Origin of the sequence: Paraburkholderia tuberum STM678, from assembly GCF_902833905.1 — a bacterium.
GTDB lineage: Bacteria > Pseudomonadota > Gammaproteobacteria > Burkholderiales > Burkholderiaceae > Paraburkholderia > Paraburkholderia tuberum.
In genome coordinates this window covers 50,132-70,659 of record NZ_CADFGP010000019.1, presented here as the reverse complement: position 1 = coordinate 70,659, position 20,528 = coordinate 50,132, and the positions used below count along the sequence as shown (strand labels likewise).

Genomic DNA, 20,528 nt, shown 5'->3' with positions numbered 1-20,528 from the left:
GCCCGTATTGCGGCGTCGGTCGTCGCTTGTTTGGCTCGGCCAAACGGCGCTCCTCTCTCCTTGCACTACGCGCGGAAAGGCACGTTCGCAAGCCCGTTATTAGCGTGAACAGGCCCTAGGAGTCCTGGCGAGTCTCGTCGTTGCTCGACAGCCGGTCCGATACGTTGCCGAGCAGCAGCGCGAGCAGCACCACGCCGATCATTGCGAACAGGAACCCGCCGATCATCGTGGCAAGTATCAGCGTGATCCATGAAATGCCGTCCATGTGTGCGGTTCCAGCGCGTTTGTCGGGGGCATCGTAACCCGTTCAGAACCACTTTTATGTGCGCTTGCCCGCCGTAAACCTGTCAGGCGACGCCGAACTATCGTCGCGTCGTGCCATTACGCGGCGCGTTCTCGACGGGTGTCACAGTCGTTGCATAGGAATGGCGGACTTCGTTCGCTGTCCCCAACCCCCTTTGCGGAAACCTCGTAGTCCATTTCCGCAATCGGTTGGCGGAAATGCACCCGCTCGCATCCGACTTATTCCGCCATTGGCCCATCTATTGCGGGGACGCTAAAGTCGTCCGATATCCGTGTTTCAGGTTTGAAACGTTAATCGCCACGTTAATATTCCCGCCATCAATAAAAATCGATTAAATAATCTGTTCTGGCGCGTTGAGTGCTTGCATTGGACGGCGGAAGGGTCGGTTGCGCGGCGCTTGCGCGGATCGTTAGGGGAAGTTGTCGATACAGCCGGGCCCGCTGGGTAGGGCTAGGGGTGTTTCACTCATCGATAGCCCATTCCGGCAAAAAATCTCTTTTAAAATGCCGCCTCGGTGGGTACATAAGGCGGGACACGCCGCTTTTCGAGTAGCCGCGCAGTGTGCGCTGGCGTACGCATTCATTTTTTAAATTGCATTAAGATTTGCGAGTGCATATTCAACCATATGCGGTTAGACGATTAATCCAGTGAAAAGACGGTCGTTTCGGTATTGTGCCGAATTGCACTGGCCGATCACGTATTCATAGTGCCAATATGTCTGCACTTTCGGACATGACGGCAGAGCGCCGGAGGCCGTCGCTATGATGCATTGCGCGGAGTTCGCATCGTGCGTGATCGTAAAAGGTGTAGTAGATCGTTTTCTGTCGAGAGGATGACTATGACCTGCGCGAGTCTCGAGTCTGCAATGCTGCGCTGGGTGCATGCTCCGAACAAGGGCGTGCGTCGTGTCGCGATTCTGTTGTTCAACGACTGCTCGCTGCAAGGGGCGGGCGTGATCGCCGAGGTGTTCCAGGCTGCCAACGAACTCGCCACTTCCGGTTCGGGCGCGTGGCTGTACGACGTGTCGTTCCTGTCCGCCGGCGGCGGCATGGTGACTTCGTCGTCGGGTTTGCGCGTCTGGACCGACGGACTCGACGCGCGCCATTACGGCGGCTTCGACGCGCTCTATGTGGCGGGCGGCAAGGGCGCGGCGTCGGCGGCGCGCGATGAGCGTCTGCTTGGTTGGCTGCGGCGCGTGCGTCGCAACACCGCGATGATCCGGCCGATCGCCGAAGGGCGCGCGGTGCTCGACGCGGCGGCCCTGCCCGAGGACAAGGACGGGAGCGACCCGCGCCAGCCGGCCGTGGCCAGAAATGGCGCGGGCTCGGCGGAGCAGGGCGTCGTCGACCTTAACGACCGGCTGGAATCGATGCGCAGCGCGCTCGCGATGATCAAGCGCGATCTGGGCAACGCGACCGCGCGCTCGGCTGCCGAGCGGCTGCTGTCCGACTCGTGCACGAACCTCGCGCCGCTGCTCGGCGAGGACGGCGGCATGAGTCCCGGCGACAAGGTTCGCGCGGCGGCGCGCTGGCTGCAGGAAAACTGCCAGCAGGCGATTTCGATTGCGGATGCCGCGCAGTTCGCGGCGATGAGCGAGCGCAACTTTCTGCGCCGCTTCAAGATGGAAATGGGTATCACGCCGTCGAGTTTCCTGTTGCACGAGCGCCTCGCGGTGACGTGCAGCCTGTTGACCGAATCGGAATTGCCGGTCGACAAGATCGCCCGGCGCACCGGGATGGGCAACGGCGACCGGCTCGCGAAAGTGTTTCGCAAGCGGATGAGGATTTCGCCGACCGAGTTCAGGATTCAAAGCCGCCGCATGGCAGGCGAGTAGCACCGACGGAGCCCGCCCGGTAACCGCGCGTGACAGGCGGGGACTGGTCCGTTGTTCGTCGTACCTTGCAGATCGAAAAGGATTCCCGATATGTTGACGCAGGCAGGTGTGAGCGCCCGATCCGTCGAGCCGAACGGCGCAAGCGCCGGGGTTGCTGGCGCGCGCTGCGCGCACATCGTCCCGGTCATTCTCGCGGGCGGCTCGGGCACGCGGCTTTGGCCGGTGTCGCGCGAAAACTTTCCGAAGCAGCTGATCGACGTGGTCGGCTCCGACTCGCTGCTGCAGGCGACCGCGCGGCGGCTCGAGAGCTTCCCGGCGGGCTGGAGCGTCGACGCTTCGCCGATCGTCGTGTGCGGCGAGGAGCATCGCTTCGTGATCGCCGAACAGTTGCATGAAAACGGCGTCGACGCGCGTCTGATCGTCGAGCCCGCGCGCCGCGACACGGCGCCCGCGCTGACGCTCGCGGCATCGCTCGCGTGCGCGGCCGGCGACGACGCGATCCTGATCGTGATGCCGGCCGACCACGCGATCGCGGACGTGCCTGCCCTGCAGCGCGCGCTAGCGTGCGCGGCGCACCACGCGAGCGAGGGCGCGATTGCGACGCTCGGTGTGCCGCCGACGCGTCCCGACACCGGCTTCGGCTATATCCGGATCGGCGCGGCATTGGCCGCTGGCGGCCACGCGATCGACGGTTTCGTCGAGAAGCCCGCCGAGGAAATCGCGAGGCAATACCTGGCGGCCGGCACCTACTGGTGGAATAGCGGCATCTTCATCGTGCGTGCGCGCGTGTGGCTCGATACGCTCGCGGCGCTGCGGCCCGACATGCATGCGCCGTGCGCAACCGCGTTTGCGAGCGGCAAGCAGGACGGCGACGTATTCCGGCCATCGCACGACGCGTTCCTCGACGTGCCCGCCGATTCGATCGACTATGCGGTGATGGAGCGTTTGACCGAACCGGCGCCGGCGCAAGACGACAGCGCGAGCAACGTCGAAGCGCAAGGCGCGGCACAGGACGATATGCAAGCTCAAAGTCGAGCCGCGGTCATTCCCCCCGGCGTCGTGATCCCGCTCGAAGCCGGCTGGTCCGACCTCGGCTCATGGGACGCGGTATGGGCCGCGATGGAGAAGGACCCGAACGGCAACGCCGGGCGCGGCCGCGTGGCGTTCGAAGGCGCGGTGTCCTGCTATGCGCATTCCGAAGGGCGGCTCGTCGCGTGCGTCGGTACCGCGAACGTCGTCGTGGTCGAGACCGCCGACGCGGTGCTCGTGGTGGATCGCTCGCATGTGCAGGACGTCAAGGGGCTCGTGTCGCGCATCAAGGCGCAGCACGCGCCGGAGGCCGACGCGCATCGCAAGGTGCGGCGCCCGTGGGGCTTCTACGACTCGATCGATCGCGGCGAGCGCTTCCAGGTCAAGCGCATCGTCGTGACGCCCGGCGCAAAGCTGTCGCTGCAACTCCATCATCATCGCGCTGAGCATTGGGTGGTCGTGCGCGGCACCGCGCTCGTCACGCGCGGCGAAGAGCAGTTCCTGCTCAGCGAAAACGAATCGACCTACATTCCGCTCGGCACGCGTCACCGGCTCGAAAACCCCGGCAGGGTGCCGCTCGAAATCATCGAAATCCAGTCGGGTACCTATCTCGGCGAAGACGACATCGTGAGGTTTGACGACAACTACGGCCGCTGCCCGTAGGCAGCCCATGCACGCCCCTTTTTGCATACAGGAACGGCAGAACGAGGTAAGTAAAATGCGCAAGTTTCAGGATCTGCTCGCGCGGATTTTCGATGTCGCTCTGGTATTGGCGGGTGCGACCGTGGCGTCGCGGATCCGCTTTGATTATCTCGGCCAGTCGGGTTTCTACTGGGCGCTGGTGATGTTTTCGGCTGCGTTCGCGCTCGCGATCTTCCCCGCGTTCGGCCTCTACGAATCATGGCGCGGCCGCTCGAAGCTCGGGCTCGCCGGTCAGGTGTCGCTCGCGTGGCTGATCGTGCAGGCCTGCGCGCTCGTGCTGATGTACTCGTTGCATCGCATCGATATCGTGTCGCGGCTGTGGTTCTCGTACTGGACCGCGGCGACGGGTGGCCTGCTGATCGCGAATCGGGTGATCGCGCACGCGGTGCTCGCGCGGGCGCGCGGCGCGGGTATGAACCTGCATCAGGTGGCGATCGTCGGCAGCGGTTCGCAGTGCGATGCGCTCCTGCGCCGCATCGAGTCGGCGCCGACCGCGGGCTTTCGCGCGACCGCCGTCTACAACACGCGCCCGGACGACTCCGGCGTGACGAATCCGCGCGTGCCAGTGTTCGATCGCGTCGATCTGCTGGCCGACTACATCCGCACCAACGACGTGCACGAGCTATGGCTGATGCTGTCGCTGTCCGAGGAGCCGCTGATCTGCGCGCTGATCGACGAGTTCCGCGACGACCTCGTGAATATCCGCTTCATGCCGGACGTGCGCAGCCATGCGCTGTTCGAAGGCAGTGGCGTGGTCGATCTGCTCGGCGTGCCGGCGATCAATCTGGTCGCCTCGCCGCTGTCGGCCAACGCGATGCTGAAAAAGGAAGTCTTCGACCGGCTGTTCGCCGCGGCCGCGATCATTGCCCTCGCGCCGCTGCTGCTTGGCATTGCGATCGCGGTCAAGCTGTCCTCGCGCGGACCGGTGCTGTTCAAACAGAAGCGCAAGGGCGCGGACGGCCGTGTGTTTACGATCTACAAGTTCCGCTCGATGCGCGTGCATACCGAAGCGAAGGGCACCTTGAGCCAGGCGACGCGCAACGACAAGCGCGTGACGAAAGTGGGCGCGTTTCTGCGCCGCACGAGCCTCGACGAGCTGCCGCAATTTTTCAACGTGTTGCGTGGCGACATGTCGGTCGTAGGACCGCGTCCCCATGCGCTCGAGCACGACGACCTCTATCAGAAGGTGGTCGCGGGCTATATCAATCGCTACCGGATCAAACCGGGAATCACGGGCTGGGCGCAAATCAACGGCTTCCGTGGCGAAACCGACCGCATCGAGAAGATGGAGCGTCGCGTCGAACATGACCTGTACTACCTGGGTCACTGGTCGTTCGCACTCGACATGCGGATCATCGGCGCGACGATTGTCGCCGGACTGGTGCATCGAAACGCTTACTAGAAAGTCGATAACAACGCCTCGGGGCGAAGGAGTAAAGATCATGAGCTCACTTGGTTTTCGCACAGGAAGTCTTGTGGTTTTCGCAAGCGCAGCATTGCTTTCCGGATGTCAGGTCGTACCGGGACAACGGATGGTCACGCCGGCCGCGATTCAGGAGACGGGTGGCGAATTCAGTACCGAAGGCTCGCAGCAGAAGCAGATTCCGATCACCGATATCAATCTGGAACTGGTGAAGAAGATGAATGCCGACCAGACTGCCTCGGTGTTGCCGCCGACGACGACGGGTCTGTTCGGCAAGCCGGCCATGTACAGGGTCGGCCCCGGCGACGTGCTGCAGATCGTCGTGTGGGATCACCCGGAACTCGCGGCCGCGCTGGGACAGCCGCCGACGACCTCGCGCCCTTCCGATGCAATGCCGGGCTTCCTGATCGACGAGCACGGCGACATCCAGTTTCCGTACGCGGGCAACCTGCATGTCGCCGGCAAGGACGTCGCGACGATCCAGCGCGAGCTGTATTCGCGGCTGAGCAAGGTCTATCAGAAGCCCGAGGTGACGGTGCGCGTCGCGTCGTTCCGTAACGCGACGGTGTATATCGATGGCGAAGTGCGCACACCGGGCACGCAATCGATCAACGACATTCCGCTGTCGCTGACGAACGCGATCGGCCTGAGCGGCGGCTTCAACGCGACCGCGGATCGCAGCCGGGTCGATCTGATCCGCGACGGCAAGACCTATAGGCTGAACATCGACGAGCTCATCAAGCGCGGCCTCAATCCGTCGGATATCTATCTGCAGCCGGGCGATACCGTGCGCGTGAACGGGCGCGAAGACAGCGGCGTCTACGTGATGGGCGAAGTCAACAAGCCGGCCACGGTGCTGCCGTTGCGCAACGGCTCGCTGACGCTGTCGCAGGCGATCTCCGACGGCGGCAGCTTCGACTCGAATACGGCTTCGGGGCAGCAGCTGTTCGTGATCCGCAATTCGACCAGCGACTCGCCGCAGATCTATCACCTCGATGCGACCTCGCCGGTGGCGATGCTGCTTGCGAACCAGTTCGAGCTGCAGCCGAAGGACATCGTGTACGTCGGTCAGGGCGGTCTGGTCCGCTTCAACCGTGTGTTGAACCTGCTGTTGCCCGCGATCAACGCGGCGGTGACGGGAGTCGTCGTGTCGAAGTGACGCTTGCGTGACGCGATATCTGAACCGGCAGGCCTTGTTGGGTGAAAACATGGCAATCAATTACGAAAACCGTTACGCCGGCGTGTATGAACCGGGGCAGTTGCATCTGTCGGACTACGTGCGCACGATCGTGCGCGGTTGGCGCACGATCCTCACCGTGACGCTGATCGCGCTCGCGCTCGGTTGCGCGTACGCGTTCCTCACGCCGCCGGTCTATCGTTCGGACGTGCTGTTTCACGTCCAGGACAGGACGGCGAACGCGGTCAACGTCAATGCGAACGGCCGGGACGCGGCGGCGCCGCTTCCCGGCGCGTACGATTCGAAGCCGTCGACCGCGGCGCAGATCGAGCTTTTGAAGTCGCGTCTCGTCACCGAGGAGGCGGTCCGCGCGCTGCACCTCGACATTACGGCGAAGCCGCGTTATCTGCCGGTGATCGGCAGCAGGATCGCCGGACTCGTGAACGGGCACTGGTGGTTCCGGCTGCCGTCGTTCGTCAACCTGCGCGGGTTCGCGTGGGGTAACGAGAGCATCGCGGTGTCGCGCTTCGACACGTCGAAGGACTTGTATGGCGAGACCTTCACGCTAGTCGCGGGCGCCGGCAACACCTTCATGCTGCGCGATCCTCACGGCAGCGCGATCCTGTCGGGGCGCGTCGGCGAGACCGTGCAAACCGATACCGCGGTCGGCCCGGTCACGCTGCACGTCGACACACTGGTCGGCGCGCCCGGCTCGCGTTTCGAGCTGACGCGCGCGTCGACGCTCGGCACGGTGGAGCGTCTGGCGAAGAAGATGGTCGTGCAGGAAACGGCGGAGGACTCCGGCGTGATCCGCGTGAGTCTCGAAGGCGCCGATCCGGCGCTGACCGCGGCGATCGTCAACAACGTGGCGCGCCAGTTCGTGCGGCAGGATCTCGCGAGCCGTTCGACCGAATCCGACCACACGCTCGCGTATCTCGAACAGCAACTACCCGACGCGCGCAAGGCGCTCGACGACGCGGAAGAGCGCTACGGCAAGTTCCGCAATACACATGGCGCCGTCGATCTCGGTGAAGAAAGCAAGCTGCTGCTGCAGCAGATCGTCGACAACAAGACGAAGCTGCTCGACCTGCAGCAGCAGCGCGCGGAGCTGTTGCAGCGTTTTACGCCGAATCATCCGATGGTCGCCGCGCTCGATGCGCAGATCGCCGCGTTGCAGGGCGCGCAGGGCACGATGAACCACAGCGTCTCGACGATGCCCGACACCGAGCAGACCGCGCTGCGTCTGCAGCGCGACGTGCACGTGAACACCGATCTGTACATGAACCTGCTCAACAGCGTGCAGCGACTGCGGGTCGCGCAGGCGGGGCAGGTGAGCGGCGTGCGCGTGGTGGACTTCGCCGAAACGCCCGACGATCCGGTGTGGCCGAAGCGCATGCTGGTGATCCTGATCTCGCTCGGCGGCGGCCTCGCGCTCGGCTTGCTGCTGGTCTTCTTGCGGCGCGCGATGCGCGGCGGCGTGGAGCGCCCGGACGAACTCGAGGGGATGCTCGGCGTGCCGGTATTCGCGGTGGTGCCGCGCAGCCAGACGCAATTGCGCCTGCAGGAAAAGGTGTCGCTGCGCCAGCGCGGGCAGCATGTGCTGGCGCAACAGGCGCCCGAAGATATCGCGGTGGAAGGGGTGCGCAATCTGCGCACCTCGCTGCAACTGTCGCTCGATCATGCGGCCAACAACGTCGTGATGATCACCGGCTCGCGGCCCGATGCGGGCAAGTCGTTTTTGTCGGTGAATCTGGCGACGCTGGTCGCGTCGGCGAACAAGCGCGTGCTGATCATCGACGGCGACATGCGACGCGGCGACGTGCATTCGCATTTCGGCGTCAGCCATCGGCCGGGACTGTCCGACGTGCTGTGCGGCGGCGATCTCAACGCGATGATCCAGCGCGACGTGCTGCCCAACCTCGACGTGCTCGCGAAAGGCACGCTGCCCTCGCACCCGGCCGAGCTGCTGATGAGCAAACGCTTCGAAGCGATGCTCGAGGTGTTGAAGCCGCAATACGACGTCGTGATCATCGACACGCCGCCGGTGCTCGCCGTGACCGACTCGACGCTGATCGGCAAATACGCGGCGACGACGCTGCTCGTCGTGCGGCATGGGCGTCAACCGCTGCATGAGATCATCGAAACCACCAAACGCCTGCGTAACGGTGGCGTCGGTCTGCGCGGCGTGCTGCTCACCGACGTGCCGCAGGAAGCGGCGTTTCTCGGCTCAGGGTATCAGGGCGGCTATTACGGCTACGACAGCATCGCCGGCTGACACTGCTGCCCGCGCGCGCGTCTTTCGGGGCGCCGCGCGGGCGGGCGTGGTCGACTGCACGCCCGTGCCGCCGTCCCGCGAGATACCTCGCAATCCTTAGTGGTGACGCAGCAGATCGCGCAATGCGCGCGACTCTTCCGCCGTCGGCTGCATGGTTTGCCACGCCGACTCGTGCGACGCGAGCGCGACGAGCCGTTGCGCGGCCTTGCTGCTCGAATCGATCCGCAACGCTTCGTTGGCGTTGTGCGACGCGCACTCCCACTGTCCCACGTTGCTGCAGCCGCGCGCGAGGCTCAGCAACGCGTCGCGTTGCTGCTCTAGCGTGCTCACCTGGGCGCGCATGCTGCGCGCGTCGCGATTGTCGGCCTGCGCGGTGATTACGGCGGCGAGGCGTGCTCTGGTCGCCGCCAGATTGCCTCGTCGCAGATAGCCGTGCGCGGCTTTCAGATTGCGCTCGGCGTCGGCGCGCTGTTTGTCGGCTTGCGTGAGCGGGGCGGCCATCGTGTCGGTGTTGCTGTTGGTGCTGGTCGACGCGAGCGCCGCGCCACGCGGCGTGGGCGCGGAGATGGCCGCGCTCGATGTCTTCGTTGACGCTACGGCGCGCGCGGTCGTGACAACGGGCGTTGACGGTCGCGCTGCGGTCGGCGTGGTCACAACGACGGGCGTTGACGGTCGCGCTGGGACGGGCGCGGTCGCCACGACGGGTGGAGCCGATCGCGCTACGGCAGGCGCGGTCGCAACGACCGGCGGTGACGATGGCGCAACGGTCGGTGCGGTCGCCACGATGGGCGGGCTCGATCGCGCTACGGCAGGCGCGGTCGCAACGACGGGCGGTGACGATGGCGCAACGGTCGGCGCGGTCGCCACGATGGGCGGGCTCGATCGCGCTACGGCAGGCGCGGTCGCAACGACGGGCGGTGCCGGTGGCGCGACGGGGGCCGCGTGTACGTTCGCCGGTTGCTGCCGCGCGACGACAACGGGACGCGGCCGTTGCGCGACGATCGACGCCGGCTTCGGCGCCGCGGCAACCGACGGCGCCGCATTCTGCGCAACGTTCTGTGCAGGGGCTTGGCCAGGGTTGTCCGGGCGCACCGTGCCGAAGACCGTGACCGGCGTGTCGACGCTCGCATCGTCGTCGTTGAGTAGAACGAAGCCGACGTACACGACGCCGAGCGTCGCGAGCGCGGCTGCGGCAAGTGCGAGCGGATGCCGCCGTCGACGCCCGCCCGGCTCGAACGTCGCTTCGTCGATCAGATCGTAGGGGCTCATCTTCGTTTGCGCGGAGCGTCGCGACGAACGGTCCGCGGGCAAGCTCGCGGCCGCTGGCAGCGGTTCGAGTTGCGTGCGCGATGCGCTCAGCGCCCGGGATCGCGCGGAGCGCTCGCCGGGCTTGTCGTCCGTATCGAACGAATCGATCGGCAGTGCGTGGCATGCGGGACACGGCGAAAAGCGGCCCGACAGCGGCACGCCGCAGTATGCGCAGTGATGGAAAAATGGCTGGTCGGAGGTCGTGTCGCGCGGCATGGCCGTGTCGCTCCACTGGCGCCGAAGGGCGGCGCCATCAAAAAGAATGAATGCAACGACGCCCGCAAGCGGCGTCGGCCGGACTACTGAACGACGTAACCGCGCGCCTGCATGCACGCGCCGTAGGCGGCCCAATAGCGGGTCATCGGCGGCTCGGGCGCGGGCAGGGGCGGCAGCTTCACGTTCGACGCCGCGTTGGCCTGCAGCGAAGCGGCCGCCCCATCCGACGCGCCGGGTGCCGCGTTCGCACTGGGGCCCGTTGCCGCTGCCGATGCGTTCGGCGGTACATTCGCCGCCGCGGTGGCTGGCGCGCCTGGCGCGCTGGCGCCGGCCGCGGCTTCGTTCACCGGTTTCGCCGACGATGCGCCGCCAGGCGCTTGCGCGCCAGCCAACGGCGCGCTCGCGGCTTCGGGCGCGCTCGCGCTCCACGGCAGCGGCGTGGCTGAGAAGGAACTAGGCGGAAGCGGCGGCTTCGACGGTACGCCGGTCGACGCACCTTTGGCCGCGGGCGGCTGACGCGGCGGAATCTGCGACTCGTGGGCCATGTTGACCCCGGTCACGCGGTTCGCCTCGGCGTAGCACATCGCGTTGTCGATGCTGCGCTCGTAAGGGCTCTGACTTCGGATCGGATAGGTGACAGGCCGCCACGCAAACGCGGCAGTGCTCGTCACCAACAGCGTCAGTACGGTATATGTTCTAAATGCCATCGCAGTCACTCCCGCAGCGATGTCTCGCCTTTTTGTGTTTGATTTCGTGTCGTGCTTTCGTTCTGTGCTCGTTGCGCGTCGTGTTCGAGCTCGTTCTCATGCCTGGCGCTCGTGCTTCTGTCGCGGCCTGCCGATAGGCCGTGGCGTTGCGGTGCTTGCGCCACCGCTCCCCGGAACGGGCACGTCGCGAATGCCGCTTTAACGAGCGTAGCACCGCAGTTTGGCCACGCGATGCATCGGATAGCGCGCGAAAACGCCATCGTGCAGTGCAATCAGGACACAATCGGCGAGGCGGCGTTGAAGATCGGGACAATCCCTGGTCGCCACGAAGGATCGTCAGGAGTCGAAGATGAAAAACCTATCGTATCGCTATCGGCCGCTTTGCGCAGCGTTCTGTCTGTCGGTGCTGTCGCTCGCCGCGCCGCTCGCGAGCGGCGCGAGCGACGCCAACATGAGCGCGGAGACGGCGGGCGAGCGCGCAAGCTTCGCGCGGGCGTTTTGCGACGTGTCGCCCGAGCGGATCGACGCCTATAAGGAGCGGCTCCGAAAGGTCCTGACCGGTGCGACCGATTTCGATCAGCACTGGGACACGGGCTGGCACCGCGCCGACATCACCAATAGCCAGATGAACGCACTCCGCGAGCGAGATCCGAAGGAATTCGCGGCGCGCATCAAGGTCAATTGCGAACGGCTCAAGTGGATGGCGGGTAATGCGTTGCACCGGCCTGCGCAGAAGTGAAGTGAAACGAGCGCGCTGTCGGGCGAGCGAAACTGGCGGATCGTGGCCTGATGCAGAAGGCTTCGCCGGGCTGAATCTGGCGCGGCTGTAGTCGACGACACGCGAACCGACTGGAACCGGAAGCTTTTTGCATCAATCGACGGTTTCGGCCAAAAATACACATTATTATGACTTTCACTTAATGTTCGGCTAACCGTCGAGTAGTGGTTGGCGCGGCATCAACATAGACATGGATCCGGTGAAAATTGAAACGTTTTCTCTTGCGCGGTCCGGTGATGTCAATGTATGTGCGGCCGTCTCGAACGAGAAACAGCTCAAGGAAGTCTATAATTTTTCAGTGGCTGCGGCCGAAGTCCAGAAGCCTATCTCCGTCCGGACCGTTGAAACCACCACATTGAACGACGTTCTCGAGCACACCCCGTACGCCGGCCAGGAAATCGATCTGCTTTCCATCGACGTGGAAGGTCACGATTACGAAGTCTTGCGATCGATTGATATCAGCAGGTATAAACCAAAAATCATTATTGTGGAGTCTACGCTGACTTCGATAAGGGAAGTAATAGCTTCCGCCATATTTCGCTATCTGGAGGAGCGCAATTATCGACTGGTCAGTTGGACATATTTGTCGCTGATCTTCAGAGTGGAAAGATCTCAAATCTTTCGCACTCAGTTATAGCGTTACGGTTCTGCAAGTATCGTCCTTGCAGCTGCTATCAATTTCACAATCCCGCTATCAACGGCCGCTGCAACGGTCCAGATATACTTGGACCGACTGGTGCCTCAGCCGCCAAGCACATTCATGAGCCCCCTCGACTTGCCTGAAGGCTGACTATCGTAACGGCCCGCGCTTATGGGGGATTTCCCTGGGTTTGACGTTTCGAGCGGGCGCTCCGCTCCGAAGTCGCTGCCTCGTCATGGCTCGCCTCTTCCTTCACGAAGGGCCGAATCTCAACGCAACACGTCGGTAAATTATTGTTTTCTTAGAGAAAATGCCGAACGGCAGACATTCCGCACGGGGCGGGTTCAAGCCCGAGCGAATCACGTTTGAGGGTCAGTGAACTTCGACCGCGTTCCCCGCTTCTTGAATTTGTCACTGCCCGTCCATATAATTAGCACTCGCTGCACGAGAGTGCTAACAACATCTCCGGTTGGCTCGGCCAGCCGGGTTTTTCTCAGCGTTCTTCAGTCTCAATCAGAGAGGAGTATGTATGAACCTTCGTCCTTTGCATGATCGCGTGATCGTCAAACGTCTGGATCAGGAAACCAAGACCGCGTCGGGCATCGTGATCCCCGAAGCCGCAGCGGAAAAGCCGGATCAAGGTGAAATCCTCGCAGTCGGCCCGGGCAAGCGCGACGACAAGGGCGCAGCCATTGCGCTCGACGTGAAGGTCGGCGACCGCGTCCTGTTCGGCAAGTACGCAGGCCAGACCGTCAAGGTCGACGGCAACGAACTGCTCGTGATGCGCGAAGAAGACATCATGGCCGTGGTGCAGAAGTAAGCGCAAGGTCGCTACTTCACCGGTTATATCCAAAGTATTCAAGGAGTTAGAAGATGGCAGCTAAAGACGTCGTATTCGGTGATTCCGCCCGTGCCAAGATGGTCGAAGGCGTGAATATTCTCGCCAACGCCGTGAAGGTCACGCTGGGTCCGAAGGGCCGCAACGTGGTTCTCGAGCGCAGCTTCGGCGGCCCGACGGTCACCAAGGACGGTGTGTCGGTCGCGAAAGAGATCGAACTGAAAGACAAGCTCCAGAACATGGGCGCGCAAATGGTCAAGGAAGTCGCTTCCAAGACCAGCGACAACGCAGGCGACGGCACGACGACCGCTACGGTTCTCGCGCAATCGATCGTCCGCGAAGGCATGAAGTACGTCGCATCGGGCATGAACCCGATGGACCTGAAGCGCGGTATCGACAAGGCTGTTGCAGCTGCAATCGAAGAACTGCGCAAGATCAGCAAGCCGTGCACGACCAACAAGGAAATCGCCCAGGTTGGCGCGATCTCGGCGAACAGCGATTCGTCGATCGGCGAGCGCATCGCTGAAGCAATGGACAAGGTCGGCAAGGAAGGCGTGATCACCGTCGAAGACGGCAAGTCGCTGCAAGACGAGCTGGACGTCGTCGAAGGTATGCAATTCGACCGCGGCTACCTGTCGCCGTATTTCATCAACAACCCGGACAAGCAAGTCGCCGTGCTCGAGAACCCGTTCGTGCTGCTGCACGACAAGAAGGTGTCGAACATCCGTGACCTGCTGCCGGTGCTCGAGCAAGTCGCGAAGGCTGGCCGTCCGCTGCTGATCATCGCTGAAGACGTCGAAGGCGAAGCGCTCGCAACGCTGGTCGTCAACAACATCCGCGGCATCCTGAAGACCGTTGCCGTCAAGGCTCCGGGCTTCGGCGATCGTCGTAAGGCGATGCTGGAAGACATCGCGATCCTGACCGGCGGTCAGGTCATCGCTGAAGAAACCGGCCTCACGCTCGAGAAGGCAACGCTGGCTGAACTGGGCCAGGCGAAGCGCATCGAAGTGGGCAAGGAAAACACCACGATCATCGACGGCGCTGGCGAAGCAGCGAACATCGAAGCTCGCGTCAAGCAAGTGCGCACGCAGATCGAAGAAGCGACCTCGGACTACGACCGTGAAAAGCTGCAAGAACGCGTCGCCAAGCTGGCAGGCGGCGTTGCAGTGATCAAGGTCGGTGCTGCGACTGAAGTCGAAATGAAGGAAAAGAAGGCACGTGTCGAAGACGCACTGCACGCAACGCGCGCGGCTGTGGAAGAAGGCATCGTGGCGGGTGGCGGCGTCGCGCTGATCCGTGCACGTACGGCAATCGCTGGCCTGAAGGGCGCTAACGCCGATCAGGACGCAGGTATCAAGATCGTTCTGCGCGCCATGGAAGAGCCGCTGCGCCAGATCGTCGCCAACGGTGGCGAAGAAGCGAGCGTCGTCGTGGCAGCGGTTGCTGCTGGCAAGGGCAACTACGGCTACAACGCAGCGACCGGCGAGTACGTCGACCTGGTCGACGCAGGTGTCGTGGACCCGACGAAGGTGACGCGCACGGCGCTGCAAAACGCCGCTTCGGTTGCTGGCCTGCTGCTGACGACCGACGCAGCTGTCTGCGAACTGCCGAAGGAAGATGCTCCGATGCCTGGCGGCATGCCCGGCGGCATGGGCGGCATGGGCATGGACATGTAATTCCGCTCGGGCCTCGTGGTCCGGCCGCGTGGTTGAACTGCCGCGCGTCTGGATCACGGCCGAGGCCCGGCTGGAAGTCCGTGTGGGGAGTGCGCCGCGAGGCGTTTCCCCAAACGAAAAAACCCGCTTATGCGGGTTTTTTTCGTTTGGGGCCGGCGTTGATGTGCTTGCTGGCGAGCGCTTCCGGACGACCTTTTGTCCGGATCAGGCGCCCGCGGCGTGAGCCGTGCGATGAGAGGACCTTCCGAGGCACTTTTCGCGCAGGTAGTGGAAGATCTGCGCGACGCTTTGCGCGGGGCTCAGCGTTCCCGTGTCGACGTGCAGGTCGGGATCGATCGGCGCTTCATAGGGCGCTGATACGCCGGTGAACGAGCTGATCTCGCCAGACCTCGCTTTCGCGTAAAGACCTTTGGGATCGCGGCTCGCGCAGGTGGCGAGCGAGGCGGACACATAGGTTTCGACGAACTTGTCGGCTCCGATGATCGCGCGCGCCATTGCCCGATCTTCGCGTAGCGGCGAAATCAGCGCGGAAATCACGATCAGACCCGCGTCGTTCATCAATTGGGCGACGTGCGCGACCCGGCGGATGTTTTCGCGCCGGTCGTCGGGCTCGAATCCAAGGTCGCTCGCCAGACCGTGGCGGATGTTGTCGCCGTCGAGCACATAGCAGGCGTGACCGAGCGCGATCAGCTGCTCCTCGAGCGCGAACGCGAGCGTCGATTTGCCGGCGCCGGACAGGCCGGTCAGCCAGATCGTGGCGGGCATCTGATCGAACATGCGTATGCGGTCCTGCACCGCGATCTTGCCGTGGAAGCGTTGCACGAACTGGGGCGGCTCTTTCATGGATAGGTTCTCTTGGCTCTTCTGGCTCATTCGCAGTGCCAGCCTTGCCGCCACGTGCCGGCGTTGTGCAGGCTTTCGGTGGAATTGGCAATGGTAACGCGAAAGCCTTCCGGAATATCGTTCGGCAGTGGAATCGAAAATCCGCTGTATGCGTTCGGATAGCCGGCGCTCGCCACATCGGGCCGCGGCTCGCCGCTGCAGCCGGTTGCGACGATCTGCGTGCCGACCCGCACCTCGAGCGGTACCTGCCGCTGCGGCTCGCTCAGGTTGACGGCCCAGCCGCACACTACGCCGTCGCGCACCGTGTCGACAAAACCGTCGAACAGGTCGACCGGCGGACGCTGCCGGCTTCGCGCGAACTCCAGATAGGTGTCGATCGGCGCGAGATCGAAGCGGCGGATCACCTCATGCACGCGCGACAGGAATGAGCCGTCGATGCCCAAATACGTCGAGTTATAGACGTGCGGATTATCGAGCTGATCGATTTCGGACTGAATCACACGAACCAATTCGAGCGCATTCGAAAAGACGCTGCCCGTTTCTTTCGCATAGGCTTCGACGATTCGATTCGCATCGCGGAACAGTTCGTAATCGAGGCTATTGTCGTCGATGAACCTTTGTCTTGCTGCTTCGCTGATGTGAGCTTTGCCTTTCGGCGCGCCACTGGTGCGATTCGATTCGAAACAGAACGGTAATTTCATCCCCGTCGAACCGCACAGCCGCAATAAGAATTCGCTCATGTCCTCGCAGACGCCGACGGTACCGATCTGTTCGCGCAAATGGATTTGCGCGACGGCGAGGCTCGCTTCGTTGACCGCCGGCTCGCCGCTCAGCATCTGCACGAACAGGTTCCTGCCGCCGAGCGATTCGCTGACCCACTCGTCGAGCGACAGTACGCCTTGCAGCGCCAGAGCCTCGGTCGCCGACACGCTGACGCCGCGCGTGATCTGGCCGTTCTTGCCGTTCGCCGCATACCAGTAGTGCGAGATCTGGCGCGCGAGCGGATCGCGCAGGATCGTGCAGTAGTTGACCGGATGTTTGATCATCCGATGAATGCCATACGGTAGATGACCGCCGCCTACCTGCGTCGCGAGCAGCTTTGCGCGACAGTTTCCCCAGCCATCCTGATCCCAGACAAAGCTAATGAATTGGTCATTACCTTTATTCAAATCAAAAAACGAAATAACAGTCGAACCGCCGCATTTCGGTGGATGGATGAAGAAGGTGGGAAATGACATGTGGGGACATATGACTGATCGTGATGCGTAAAGTCTAGACAAAAGATGTCATCGGCGTTGTAACGTTTGATTACGCGGTAAAACGTCCGGTTGCATCGCCGACCGCAAGATTCATGCGACGAGACGACTGGGCGCGGCAGTATCGATAGCTACGCGCTAATCACATTGTTCAATTTGTATAAATCGAATTGGAAAGTCGCACCAATCGCGAAAGTCACATTAATGAAAAAACCGGCTGACAGCGGGTTTTTAGTCGATGCCGACAAATGGCGAGGTCAGTGCCGCGCTTCCCCCGGCGCCGCGCCCTTGCCTTGCGCGGGCGGCGTTTCGTCTTCATCGCTGCTGCGCGCCCAGAAGAAGCGATCGGGCATGTACGCCCCCATGCCGGGCCGGAACGCATTGCGCACTGCCTGATACAGATACTCCTGGCTTTCGCGCACCGCTTCCGCGGGCTCCTGGCCGTTGGCGAGAAGCGCAGCGATCGCCGCGCCGAGCGTATCGGTCAGGCCCGTCAACCGATGCGGCGCGCGGTCCCACATGTCCTGACGCAACTGGCCGTCCTCGCTGAAGAGTGTGTTGACGAGCCGATGCGTGCCGGTTTCGGTCGACAGAATGTACTCGCAGCCCTGCGACAGCAGATGCGAGATCGCCGCGTCGAGGCTCGGCGCCTCCGCGTCGCCGTCGGGCTGCGCGAGCGCGAGCAGCGTCGCCGAGTCGGCGACCAGCAGCGTGGTTTGCGGCGCGAGCAGATCGGCGATCGCTTCGCGCAGTTCGTCGGCGGCGAGCACGTGCTCGTCGTCGAGCGTGAAGTCCGGGGCGAGGATCAGCGGGATGTCGTCGTAGTCGGCGACAACTTCCGCGATCGCGCTGACCACTTCGGCGCGCGTGCACGCGCCGACCTTGAATGCGGCGATCGGCATGTCCTCGAGCAGCATGCGCGCCTGCGTCGCGACGATGTCCGGGTCGAGCCCGGTGACTTCGTCGCAGTTCGCCGAGTCGCGCACGGTATAGCCCGTGAGCACGGAAACGCCGTGGCAGCCCATGCTGGCAAGTGTCAACAGGTCCGCCTGCAGGCCGGAGCCGCCGGTGGGGTCGGAGAGACCGAAGGTGAGGACGATCGGAGGCGTGTCGCTGGGCATGAAAATGGATAAGGAAAGCAGGATTTCGGCGCGCAATGCGCAATTGGCTCAATTATGCGGCCTAAACCGTGGAGAGGGCGTTTTTTCGCGCGGCGGGGATCGCCAGAGGCTGGCTCGCGGCCCGCTGACGCGCAGCCGGCGGGGGATCGCGTTGAGGTTGCCACGCTAGCGCCGCGAGCTTGCCGAGGGCGCCCTCTATGGCGCTGCCGGGTGTCCCCCACCGCCATGCGGCCTGACGCCGCGAGCGTCGTGCGCACGGCGCGCGAGCGCACCGCCGAAGCCCGGTCCACGCTACGATTGCGAGTTTTCGATTGCTAGGCATGGGGGCGGCAACACGGTACCATCATGGCTCCCGCTTCCACGGACTCAACGACGCGACAAAAGAATGGAATATCAAAGCTGGATGTGCCTGATTTGCGGCTGGATTTACGACGAAGAGGCCGGCTTGCCCGACGAAGGCATTGCGCCGGGCACGCGCTGGGAAGACGTGCCCATCAACTGGACGTGTCCGGAGTGCGGAGCGCGCAAGGAAGACTTCGAAATGGTCCAGATCTGAAGTTCGGCAAGCCGCCGGCGTCAGCCGGCCGGCCGGTCGTTCGCATCGCTTGATCATTTGTTCCGGCGTCGCGGTTTGATGGGCTCGTGCGACACGCCGGAAGCTTCGGCCCCCAAACCGGGTCCCGCGATTCGGTCCGAACCTGAACCCTGAGCTTCGATCCCGAAAAGTCAGCGGCGTCATCCGCCGCGCAATTGCTGCAATCGCTTGATGCGTCCGGCACGCCCGGCGCCTGTCTGAGCGCGCCGGCGCGGAACATCGCCGGTCGCGTCGTGTCGCAACGGTAGTCTGTCATTGTCCTGTCGCCGGTTCGCGCGGTGGCCGCTCACTCAGCATGCGGCGCGAAGCGACGGCCCCGTCAGCTTCGTTTCGCCTGCCCATGACTCTTCGATCCGCCGCACCCGTTTCCATCGATGCACTGCCGAACCCGCGCGGTGGCGTGGTCCGCCCTGCGGAACTCGCGCTCGCCGAGGCGTCGCTCGCGTTCGAGCAGCGCGACGAGAGCGGTGCCGCGCTGCTGCGCGCGTCGCATGCATTGCGCACGGCGGGCTGGCTCAGCGCGCAGCGTTTCACCGACGCCCTCGTGCGGCTCTCGCCGCTCGCGAGCGGCGAGCCAGCCGAAGCGGAAAGCGCGCGGCCAGTGTTCGGCGCGGCGCTGCGCGACTTCCGCGCGGCGCTCGAACGTCACAATCTGCGCGAGCTCAGTTGCTCGCCGACGCTGTTCAACCACTACCGCGAGCTGTGTGCGCAACTCATCGAACCCACGCCGGGTTCCGCCGTTGCGTTCGAAGACCTCGCGCTGTGCGCGCGGCCAGTGCCGCCGGCTTCGCTGCACGCGCAATCGGCCGATCAGCTTGCCCATCAGCGGGCGCGCTACGAGCGCGCGTTGCTGCCGGTGCTGCGCTCGCAGGCCGACACAGGCAGCGCGGTGGCGCTTGCGGTCACCAACGCCGCGCTCGACGAACTCGACGCCGTGTTCACCGAACTCGCCGGCCCCGATCCGTATGACTTCTGGCGGCTCGCGCGCGCCTGCGCGAAGGCGCTGCGCGCGCGCGGCCACGCAATCCGCGATATCGAGGCGCGGCGCTTCTACGCGCGCTGCAACCTGGCGCTCGCCGATCACGCGCGCGGCATCGAGCGCGCGCCGCGTTCGCTGGTGCGCGCAACGCTCGCGCTGCTGTGGCGCGACTACGCGCTGTTCGGCGCGGCCGCGCAAGACGCCGACCAGGTCGAGGTGCTGCACGATTATGGCTTGACCGTCGACTGGCACGTCGCCGGCACGCAGTCGTCGGAAGCGCTGTGGGAGGCGGGCGCGCTCGAGGCGCAGTCGCTGCCGCACACGCGCGATCTCGGCGTGCTGAGCGTCAACGCGAACGCGTACGAAGACTTCCTGCAGACCGCCGACGCGTCCATCGAGGCGCTGGCCGCCCATGCGCGCGCGGCCGATCAGCCGGAAAAAGCCGACCCGAGCGAAGCGCTGCAGGCGGGCGATGCCGCCTACCGGCTTGGCTCGGCCGCCTGCGCGCTCGGTCTCGGTCACGTGGCGCTGCTCGCCGACGCGCTAGGTCTCGCCTGGCGGCGTCGTGCGCATGCGGGCGTCGCGACGCCGGCGGTGCGCGCGCACGTGATCGTCGGCGCGCCGCCGGCCGACACACTCGAGCAGGCCGCCGAGGCCTTGCGTGCGTCGCTGCACAAGGTCGCCGCGGGCGTGGGGCCGGCGGGCGGCAGCTTCACGGAGGCGGCGCTCGCCGCGCTCACGCGTGCGATCGAGCAGGGCGGCGCGTGAAGCGCAAGCCGGGTCGAACCAAACGCGCGACGTGGCGCGCGAATTGCGTGCGCAACGCT

Annotated in this window: 18 protein-coding genes; 12 read left to right on the top strand and 6 right to left on the bottom strand. The window is 64.1% G+C overall.

Annotated features, from left to right (window positions below):
* Positions 1 to 115 precede the first annotated feature (115 nt).
* On the bottom strand, positions 116 to 265 hold the full coding sequence (locus HWY30_RS18270; RefSeq protein WP_167368625.1) for a hypothetical protein: 150 nt from the start codon (positions 263 to 265) through the stop codon (positions 116 to 118).
* A gap of 877 nt (positions 266 to 1,142) precedes the next feature.
* Here HWY30_RS18270 and HWY30_RS18265 point away from each other — a divergent pair.
* The 5 genes from HWY30_RS18265 to HWY30_RS18245 all read left to right on the top strand — a co-directional run bounded on the left by HWY30_RS18265 (position 1,143) and on the right by HWY30_RS18245 (position 8,744).
* Positions 1,143 to 2,138, top strand: coding sequence for a helix-turn-helix domain-containing protein (locus tag HWY30_RS18265; RefSeq protein ID WP_090803253.1), 996 nt, complete (start codon positions 1,143 to 1,145; stop codon positions 2,136 to 2,138).
* A 90-nt stretch (positions 2,139 to 2,228) separates the two neighbouring features.
* Entirely contained in the window at positions 2,229 to 3,830 is a 1,602-nt protein-coding gene (locus HWY30_RS18260) for a sugar phosphate nucleotidyltransferase (RefSeq protein WP_090803255.1), read from the top strand.
* A 55-nt stretch (positions 3,831 to 3,885) separates the two neighbouring features.
* A complete protein-coding gene (locus HWY30_RS18255; RefSeq protein ID WP_090803256.1) occupies positions 3,886 to 5,271 on the top strand; it encodes an undecaprenyl-phosphate glucose phosphotransferase in 1,386 nt (461 codons plus the stop codon).
* Positions 5,272 to 5,311: 40 nt separating this feature from the next.
* Entirely contained in the window at positions 5,312 to 6,451 is a 1,140-nt protein-coding gene (locus tag HWY30_RS18250) for a polysaccharide biosynthesis/export family protein (RefSeq protein WP_167368626.1), read from the top strand.
* Positions 6,452 to 6,500: 49 nt separating this feature from the next.
* Entirely contained in the window at positions 6,501 to 8,744 is a 2,244-nt protein-coding gene (locus HWY30_RS18245) for a polysaccharide biosynthesis tyrosine autokinase (RefSeq protein ID WP_090805599.1), read from the top strand.
* A 96-nt stretch (positions 8,745 to 8,840) separates the two neighbouring features.
* Here the strand turns inward: HWY30_RS18245 and HWY30_RS18240 are convergent, their stop codons facing one another.
* A complete protein-coding gene (locus tag HWY30_RS18240) occupies positions 8,841 to 10,268 on the bottom strand; it encodes a hypothetical protein (protein ID WP_090803259.1) in 1,428 nt (475 codons plus the stop codon).
* Between the two features lie 83 nt (positions 10,269 to 10,351).
* Complete coding sequence (locus HWY30_RS18235; protein ID WP_090803261.1) at positions 10,352 to 10,975, bottom strand: hypothetical protein; 624 nt, start codon at positions 10,973 to 10,975, stop codon at positions 10,352 to 10,354.
* A gap of 349 nt (positions 10,976 to 11,324) precedes the next feature.
* Here HWY30_RS18235 and HWY30_RS18230 point away from each other — a divergent pair, with 349 nt between their 5' ends.
* The 4 genes from HWY30_RS18230 (at position 11,325) to groL (ending at position 14,907) form a co-directional block, all read left to right on the top strand.
* Positions 11,325 to 11,714 (top strand): hypothetical protein, encoded by a 390-nt coding sequence (locus HWY30_RS18230; protein WP_090803262.1) that lies wholly within the window; start codon positions 11,325 to 11,327, stop codon positions 11,712 to 11,714.
* 229 nt (positions 11,715 to 11,943) lie between these two features.
* Entirely contained in the window at positions 11,944 to 12,390 is a 447-nt protein-coding gene (locus HWY30_RS18225; protein WP_244144939.1) for an FkbM family methyltransferase, read from the top strand.
* Positions 12,391 to 12,922: 532 nt separating this feature from the next.
* Positions 12,923 to 13,213: a co-chaperone GroES gene (gene groES / locus HWY30_RS18220; RefSeq protein ID WP_008923887.1), complete on the top strand. Its 291-nt coding sequence runs from the start codon at positions 12,923 to 12,925 to the stop codon at positions 13,211 to 13,213.
* A 53-nt stretch (positions 13,214 to 13,266) separates the two neighbouring features.
* Positions 13,267 to 14,907 (top strand): chaperonin GroEL, encoded by a 1,641-nt coding sequence (gene groL, locus HWY30_RS18215; RefSeq protein WP_018419577.1) that lies wholly within the window; start codon positions 13,267 to 13,269, stop codon positions 14,905 to 14,907.
* A 204-nt stretch (positions 14,908 to 15,111) separates the two neighbouring features.
* Here groL and cysC read toward each other — a convergent pair whose 3' ends face one another.
* Together cysC and HWY30_RS18205 are read right to left on the bottom strand one after the other, a co-directional pair.
* The gene (cysC, locus tag HWY30_RS18210) at positions 15,112 to 15,750 is read right to left on the bottom strand and encodes an adenylyl-sulfate kinase (RefSeq protein WP_090803263.1); all 639 of its coding nucleotides are present in this window, start codon (positions 15,748 to 15,750) and stop codon (positions 15,112 to 15,114) included.
* Between the two features lie 26 nt (positions 15,751 to 15,776).
* Positions 15,777 to 16,796, bottom strand: a complete 1,020-nt coding sequence (locus HWY30_RS18205; RefSeq protein WP_244144938.1) for a chondroitin 4-O-sulfotransferase — start codon at positions 16,794 to 16,796, stop codon at positions 15,777 to 15,779.
* Between the two features lie 21 nt (positions 16,797 to 16,817).
* Between HWY30_RS18205 and HWY30_RS41705 the strand changes: the two genes are divergently transcribed.
* The gene (locus tag HWY30_RS41705) at positions 16,818 to 16,985 is read left to right on the top strand and encodes a hypothetical protein (protein ID WP_244144937.1); all 168 of its coding nucleotides are present in this window, start codon (positions 16,818 to 16,820) and stop codon (positions 16,983 to 16,985) included.
* A 278-nt stretch (positions 16,986 to 17,263) separates the two neighbouring features.
* Here HWY30_RS41705 and HWY30_RS18200 read toward each other — a convergent pair whose 3' ends face one another.
* Positions 17,264 to 18,127 carry a hydroxymethylpyrimidine/phosphomethylpyrimidine kinase gene (locus HWY30_RS18200; protein WP_090803266.1) on the bottom strand — a complete coding sequence of 288 codons (864 nt, stop codon included), beginning with the start codon at positions 18,125 to 18,127 and terminating at the stop codon, positions 17,264 to 17,266.
* A gap of 385 nt (positions 18,128 to 18,512) precedes the next feature.
* On the opposite strand from HWY30_RS18200, the gene HWY30_RS18195 reads away from it, so the two are divergent.
* Both HWY30_RS18195 and HWY30_RS18190 read left to right on the top strand, forming a co-directional pair.
* Positions 18,513 to 18,683: a rubredoxin gene (locus HWY30_RS18195; protein ID WP_006047743.1), complete on the top strand. Its 171-nt coding sequence runs from the start codon at positions 18,513 to 18,515 to the stop codon at positions 18,681 to 18,683.
* A 379-nt stretch (positions 18,684 to 19,062) separates the two neighbouring features.
* Positions 19,063 to 20,469: a FimL-related protein gene (locus HWY30_RS18190; protein ID WP_090803268.1), complete on the top strand. Its 1,407-nt coding sequence runs from the start codon at positions 19,063 to 19,065 to the stop codon at positions 20,467 to 20,469.
* Positions 20,470 to 20,528 lie beyond the last annotated feature (59 nt).

Excerpts from the sequence above, each read along its gene's own strand:
- HWY30_RS18195 (WP_006047743.1), top strand. The coding sequence starts at position 18,513 with ATGGAATATCAAAGCTGGATGTGCCTGATTTGCGGCTGGATTTACGAC.
- HWY30_RS18250 (WP_167368626.1), top strand. The coding sequence starts at position 5,312 with ATGAGCTCACTTGGTTTTCGCACAGGAAGTCTTGTGGTTTTCGCAAGC.
- groES (WP_008923887.1), top strand. The coding sequence starts at position 12,923 with ATGAACCTTCGTCCTTTGCATGATCGCGTGATCGTCAAACGTCTGGAT.
- HWY30_RS18260 (WP_090803255.1), top strand. The coding sequence starts at position 2,229 with ATGTTGACGCAGGCAGGTGTGAGCGCCCGATCCGTCGAGCCGAACGGC.
- HWY30_RS18235 (WP_090803261.1), bottom strand. The coding sequence starts at position 10,975 with ATGGCATTTAGAACATATACCGTACTGACGCTGTTGGTGACGAGCACT.
- HWY30_RS18265 (WP_090803253.1), top strand. The coding sequence starts at position 1,143 with ATGACCTGCGCGAGTCTCGAGTCTGCAATGCTGCGCTGGGTGCATGCT.
- HWY30_RS18205 (WP_244144938.1), bottom strand. The coding sequence starts at position 16,796 with ATGATCAAACATCCGGTCAACTACTGCACGATCCTGCGCGATCCGCTC.
- HWY30_RS41705 (WP_244144937.1), top strand. The coding sequence starts at position 16,818 with ATGACCGCCGCCTACCTGCGTCGCGAGCAGCTTTGCGCGACAGTTTCC.
- HWY30_RS18255 (WP_090803256.1), top strand. The coding sequence starts at position 3,886 with ATGCGCAAGTTTCAGGATCTGCTCGCGCGGATTTTCGATGTCGCTCTG.
- HWY30_RS18240 (WP_090803259.1), bottom strand. The coding sequence starts at position 10,268 with ATGCCGCGCGACACGACCTCCGACCAGCCATTTTTCCATCACTGCGCA.
- HWY30_RS18190 (WP_090803268.1), top strand. The coding sequence starts at position 19,063 with ATGACTCTTCGATCCGCCGCACCCGTTTCCATCGATGCACTGCCGAAC.
- groL (WP_018419577.1), top strand. The coding sequence starts at position 13,267 with ATGGCAGCTAAAGACGTCGTATTCGGTGATTCCGCCCGTGCCAAGATG.
- HWY30_RS18200 (WP_090803266.1), bottom strand. The coding sequence starts at position 18,127 with ATGCCCAGCGACACGCCTCCGATCGTCCTCACCTTCGGTCTCTCCGAC.
- HWY30_RS18245 (WP_090805599.1), top strand. The coding sequence starts at position 6,501 with ATGGCAATCAATTACGAAAACCGTTACGCCGGCGTGTATGAACCGGGG.
- cysC (WP_090803263.1), bottom strand. The coding sequence starts at position 15,750 with ATGAAAGAGCCGCCCCAGTTCGTGCAACGCTTCCACGGCAAGATCGCG.
- HWY30_RS18270 (WP_167368625.1), bottom strand. The coding sequence starts at position 265 with ATGGACGGCATTTCATGGATCACGCTGATACTTGCCACGATGATCGGC.
- HWY30_RS18230 (WP_090803262.1), top strand. The coding sequence starts at position 11,325 with ATGAAAAACCTATCGTATCGCTATCGGCCGCTTTGCGCAGCGTTCTGT.
- HWY30_RS18225 (WP_244144939.1), top strand. The coding sequence starts at position 11,944 with ATGGATCCGGTGAAAATTGAAACGTTTTCTCTTGCGCGGTCCGGTGAT.